This is a genomic window from Yinghuangia sp. YIM S09857 (assembly GCF_051388915.1).
In the GTDB taxonomy this organism is placed as follows: domain Bacteria; phylum Actinomycetota; class Actinomycetes; order Streptomycetales; family Streptomycetaceae; genus Yinghuangia.
On sequence record NZ_JBPKBH010000008.1, the window covers coordinates 109,459 to 114,839 of the forward strand.

The 5,381-nt window shown below is 72.9% G+C and carries 5 protein-coding genes and 1 pseudogene; 3 read left to right on the plus strand and 3 right to left on the minus strand.

The genetic code is table 11. The features are described from left to right. The 3 genes and pseudogenes from ACRX5S_RS18985 to ACRX5S_RS18995 all read right to left on the minus strand — a co-directional run. A pseudogene (locus ACRX5S_RS18985) lies at positions 1 to 180 on the minus strand (extracellular solute-binding protein); the annotation flags it as partial. A gap of 58 nt (positions 181 to 238) precedes the next feature. After that, positions 239 to 1,336 carry a sugar phosphate isomerase/epimerase family protein gene (locus ACRX5S_RS18990; RefSeq protein WP_436774169.1) on the minus strand — a complete coding sequence of 366 codons (1,098 nt, stop codon included), beginning with the start codon at positions 1,334 to 1,336 and terminating at the stop codon, positions 239 to 241. Further along, positions 1,333 to 2,487, minus strand: a complete 1,155-nt coding sequence (locus ACRX5S_RS18995) for a Gfo/Idh/MocA family protein (RefSeq protein WP_436774170.1) — start codon at positions 2,485 to 2,487, stop codon at positions 1,333 to 1,335. The genes ACRX5S_RS18990 and ACRX5S_RS18995 overlap by 4 nt, the downstream gene beginning before the upstream one ends. A gap of 239 nt (positions 2,488 to 2,726) precedes the next feature. Between ACRX5S_RS18995 and ACRX5S_RS19000 the strand changes: the two genes are divergently transcribed. The 3 genes from ACRX5S_RS19000 to ACRX5S_RS19010 form a co-directional block, all read left to right on the plus strand. After that, entirely contained in the window at positions 2,727 to 3,545 is an 819-nt protein-coding gene (locus ACRX5S_RS19000; protein WP_436774171.1) for a GntR family transcriptional regulator, read from the plus strand. A 28-nt stretch (positions 3,546 to 3,573) separates the two neighbouring features. Continuing rightward, positions 3,574 to 4,509 carry an ROK family protein gene (locus ACRX5S_RS19005; protein ID WP_436774172.1) on the plus strand — a complete coding sequence of 312 codons (936 nt, stop codon included), beginning with the start codon at positions 3,574 to 3,576 and terminating at the stop codon, positions 4,507 to 4,509. 146 nt (positions 4,510 to 4,655) lie between these two features. After that, positions 4,656 to 5,381: ABC transporter ATP-binding protein (locus ACRX5S_RS19010; protein WP_436774173.1), on the plus strand; the 726-nt coding region annotated here is incomplete at its 3' end.

Consider the following 5,381-nt stretch of genomic DNA (forward strand, 5'->3'; position numbering starts at 1 on the left):
GGTGTCGCCGAGCTCGGCGACGTCCTCGACGGTGACGCGCTCGGTGATGCGCGGGCCGTCGAAGCCGTCGGACGCCGTGGACCCGGCGCCGGGCACGCCGCACCCGGAGAGCAGCAGGCCGGCCAGCGCGGCCCCCGCGGCCCAGGCCCCGGCGGCCCCGCTCAAACGCAGCTTCTTCATGGTCACTCCGAGGGAGAACAAAGGGAGTTCGGGGAGGGGAATCAGGTGTGCGCGGAGATCAGGTGCGCGCGGCGACCTTGCCGGCCAACCACGTGAGGTTCGCGGCCTGTTCGGCCGCCACCTGCGGGTAGAGGTGCGCAGGGGTGGGCGCCCGGTCCTGCTCGACGAGCAGCCAGCCGCGGTATCCGCCGCGCAGCAGGTCGGCGATGAACGGGTCGATGTCGACGTCGCCCCGGCCGAACGGCACGCAGACGTCGGCCCACCACACGTCGAAGTCGGTGCGACGGGCGTCCTTCGCCCGGGTGAGGACGCCCACCTCGACGTCCTTCACGTGCACGTGGTTGATCCGGTCGCGCCAGCGGTCCAGGCACTCGACCGGGTCGCCGCCGGCAAGTTGGATGTGCGCGATGTCGAGGGTCACGCCCACCTCGGTGAGTTCGAGGAGGCGGTCGACCTCCCACGGCGACTCGATGAACGTGCTGATGTGCGGGTGGAACGAGGTGCGCAGCCCGTGGCTTTTCGCCAACTCCACGGCCTTGGCGGACAGTTCGGCGAGGCGCTCCCAACCGGCCGGGTCGAGCGCGAGGGAGCGGTCGTCCCAGGCGCGCGCCGGGTTGTGCAGCAGGGCCTCGCTGCCCTCGTCGGCGAGGATCGCCAACGGCGCTTCGTCGGCGCCAAGGCCGGACTTCTCGGCGCAGGCGGCGAGTTCGCGGCAGGTCTGGGCCATGCGGGCCATGTCGTGCGCGACGACGTCGTCGTCGAGGGCGTAGTGCACGGGGATGTAGGCGCCGACAGGCGCGAGGCCGTACGAGGCGAACAGTTCCGCGGTCTCCTCCGGCGTGCCGAAGAATCCGGGCGGGCCGAGTTCGCTGCCCTGGTAGCCGGCTTCGGCCATCGACTTCAGGAGAGCTTCGGGTGACGTGCCGTCGCCGCCCGCGCCTTCGCCGTAGACGCCGTAGCTGACGGGGGCGTTGCCGATGCGTATGCCCTCGGGGAGGCGGGCGGCGGTCTGCTGCTGCGCCTGGGTCTGCCGCAACGCGTCGGTGTGCGCGTCGCTGTGCTGCTGTGCGTTGGCGGTGTGCTGCTGCGCGTCGCTGTGCTGCTGTGCGTTGGTCTGGTGTTGCGTCTCGGTCCGGTGCTGCGTGTCGGGGCTCATCGGACGCCTCCCGCCTCTCCGCCGACGGTGATTCCCTCGCGTGCGGCGAGGGCCGCGAGCAGGGCTTGCAGGCAGCGCACGTCCTCGGCGGCGCCCGCGGCGTCCGAGCGGACCGGCGCGCCGTCGCGCACCGAACGCGCGAACTCCTCCAACTGGCGCACGAATCCGGTGTCGTAGCCGTGGCGGGCGGTGGTGTCGCGGCGCACGCCGTCGCCCGCTCGCTCGACGCGGAGCGTGCTGCGCGCGTCGGCAAGGTAGGGCGCGGCCATGTCGAGCCGCAGGCGCCCGTCGCGCGCGAGGACGGCGATCTCCTCGCCGTACTCGGGGTGGTCGGGCAGCCAGTTCCAGTTGAGGACGAGCCGGGCGGCGCCGTCCTCGCCGAGCGGCGCGGTGGCCAGCAGGCACGGCGGTTCGCCGGTGACGGGCCAGGGCCACAGCTCGGCGGAGTCGAAGGAGTCCGGGAGGGCGAAGCCGAGGGCGCGCAGCACGGAGAGTTCGTGGATGACCGAGCCGTTGAGCACGTCGCGGTAGTAGCGGGCCAGTTCGGCTGGAACGTCGCCGAGGGCTTCGGCGGTGCGCTCGGCCTCGTAGGCGACGGCCGCGTCGATGACGGAGGTGTCCACGTCGTCGGCGGGCGGGGCCATGCGCAGGTGCTCGACCTGCGGTTCGTCGGCGGGGTGGAGCACGGTGACGCGGACGGTGCGCGGGGTGTCCAGGGCGGCGAGCTCGGCGGCGGCGACCTCGGTGAGCGGGTCGTACATCTTCATGTAGCCGACCTGGAGGACGAGGCCCTTGGCGTCGGCGAGGGCACCGAGTTCGGCGGCCTCGGCGGCGGTCAGGCACAGCGGCTTCTCGGCGAGGACGTGCTTTCCGGCGTCGAGCGCGGCGCGGGCGTCGCGGGCATGGGTGCCGGGGGTGGCCAGCAGGACCGCGTCGATGTCGGGGGACGCCAGGATCTCCGCGTAGTCGCTGGTCGCGCGCACGGCGACGCCGTTGCGGGCGGCGACTGCGGCGGCCCGGGAGGGCGACAGGTCGCAGACCGCGACGAGCTCGAAGAGCCCGGCCAGGCGGTGCACGGCGGGCAGGTGGACCGACTGCGAGATCGTCCCGGCGCCGACGACGGCGAGGCGGACGGGTTGGCGTACCGGCATAAGAGGGTTCCTCGGCTCTGCTTCGGTCTGGTCGCGCCGCCCTGGGAAGGCGGTCGCGCGGCGTCGGCGTGGTCACGGCCCCGCCGACGAGTCGCGGCGTCCCCCGGCGATTACCGGAATCTCGGATTCCGATTGTCGGCGCCTCGGCGATCCTGCATTACCTCAGACCAGTTAGTCCAGTACTTGGACCACATTCACATCTGGTCTGACGACTGGTCCCCCTGGTACAGTCCCCGGCCATGACCCCCGAAGACGCTCCGCCGCTCGGCCCGCCGCCCGGCACCGGGCTCGGCGACGCACCCGGCACCCCGCCGGGCAGCGAATCTGACGCGCCGTCGACAACCGCCGCGGGCCCGGCGGTTCAGCTCGCGCGGCAGCGGCTGGTTCGGCTGCTGGACGCGCGCGAGTGGATGCCCGGCAGCCAACTCCCGGGCGAGCGCGCACTGGCGAAGCAGATCGGCGTCAGCCGCTCCAGCCTGCGCCAGGCGCTCGCGCGACTGGAGGCGGAGGGGCGCGTCCACGCGTCGGCGCAGCGCGGCTGGTTCGTGCGGTCCGACATGGTCAGCGAACCGCCCAGCCTGCTCAAGAGCTTCAGCGAGGTGGCCCGGGAGCGCGGGCTGACGGCGACGGCGCGGGTGCTGTCGCGCGAGACGCGGGCGGCGACGTACGAGGAGGCGCAGCGACTGCGGACCGCGCCGACGTCGCCCGTGCTGGAGCTGGTACGCGTGCGCGGGCTCGACGACGTGCCGGTGTGCGTCGACACGACGGTGATAATCGGCACACACGCGGGGTCACTCCAGTCAGATGATTTGACTGATAAGTCCCTTTTCTCCCTGTTGGAGGACGGCGGGGTGCGCGTCACGCGCAGCGCGTACACGGCGCACGCCGAGGCCGCCGACCACCGCATCGCCGAGCTCCTCGGCATCTCGGCAGGCAGCCCGGTGCTGGTCTGCGACGAGATCACGCACGACCAGAACGACGCGCCGGTGCTGATAGGGCGCGCGATCTACCGGGGAGACGCGTACCGCTTCGAGGCCACCCTGCTGCGCGGCGCCTGAGCCGCCCCCCACCTGGAGTCCGAGCACCGTGACGAGCACCACCGCACCGCGCGACGTGTCCCTGGGCGTCGACGTCGGCGGCACCAAGATCGCCGCCGGCCTGGTGGCCCCGGACGGCTCGGTCGTCCGCCACCGCGAGTGGCCCACCGCGACCGCCGACCGCATGCGCGACCCGGGCCTGGCCGGAACGGCGCTGGCCGTACGCCATCTGCTCGCCGACGCCCGCGAACTCGACCTGGACGTCACCGGCGTCGGCATCGGCGTCCCCGAATACGTCGACGCGAACGGCGTGCTGACGAGCCGTGAGGTCCTGGCCTGGGACGAGCAGCCCGCCGACATCGTCGCCGCCGAACTGAAGGCCGCCGAACTTCCCGGGCTCCCCTGCGCCATCGGCTCCGACGTACGCTGCGGTGCCCTCGGCGAGGCCGTCCACGGCGCGGGGCGCGAACTCCCGGACTTCTTCTACGTGTCGCTCGGCACGGGTCTGTCCTCGGCCTTCGTCATCGACGGCAGGCCCTGGCCGGGCAGGCGCGGCGAGGCAATAGCCCTGGGCGAGTTCGAGGTCCCCGCGTCCGTGTCTGTCGAATTCACCGGAAACCTGGAGCAGTTCGCCTCAGGACGCGGCATCGGCGACCGCGCCACGGCCGCCACCGGCCACCCCTGCGCGGGCGCCCGCGAGGCAACGGCCCTCGCCGCCACCGGCGATACCGCCGCCCTCGCCGTACTCACCTCCGCCGGACGCGCCCTGGCCACGGTGCTGGCCGCGACGGTCCGCCTCCTCGACCCGTCCGCCATCGTCCTGGGCGGCGGCCTCGGCACCACCGACGGCCCGGTACGAGAAGCCCTGACCAACACCTACGCGGCACTCACCGCCACCCGCCCCGCCACCCCACCCCTAATCCCCGCCCGACTAGGCCCCCAAGCAGGGCTCATAGGCGCAGCGCTCCTCCCCCGGTACGTCTGAGATCTTCTGCCCGCAGGTCTCGACGACCTGCAACTCCGGGAGGAGGCGGCACGGCCGTCGCGCCCCCCGGTTCCCCCTCGGGTGGGAATTCGGGTTCGGCCGCTGGACCGAAGACCGGCGAGACATATGGGAGCCAGGCTTCCGGTATGAACTCCTCCCCATCGGCAACGATCGCGATCTCGGTCGAGGGCCTGACGAAGCGCTACGGCCGGACCACCGTCGTCGACCGGCTCTCCTTCACCGTGCGGTCGGGCGCGGTCACCGGCTTCTTCGGCCCCAACGGCGCGGGCAAGACCACCGCGTTGAAGACGATCGTCGGGTTGGCACGACCGAGTGCCGGCCGAGTGTCGTTCCACGGCGGCCCGGTCGTCGCGGACCCCCGGGTCCTCGGCGTCCACATCGAGCCGTGCGGCGCGCACCCCGGCCGCAGTGCACAGGCGCACCTACGGTCGCTGGCGGTGCTGGCGGGACTGCCCCGCACCCGTGTCGGCGAGGTGCTGGACTCGGTCGGCCTGGCGCACGCCGCCGGAAGACGAGTCGGGTCCTACTCGCTGGGCATGCGGCAACGACTGGGCCTGGCAGGCGCGTTGCTCGGCGACCCGGAGATCCTCGTCCTGGACGAACCGGTGAACGGCCTGGATCCGCAGGCGATTCGCGGGTTGCGCACGCTGCTCCGGGAACGCGCGGCGCGCGGTCGTACGACCCTCCTGTCGAGCCACGTACTGAGCGAGGCGGCGCAGACCGTCGACGACGTCGTGGTCATCGACAAGGGGCGCCTGGTCCACGCCGGAGCGATCGGCGACCTGGGCGAGTCCGGAGTGTCGGTGCGTACGCCCCACCCCGGGCAACTGGCAGCGGCGGTCGCCCGTGTC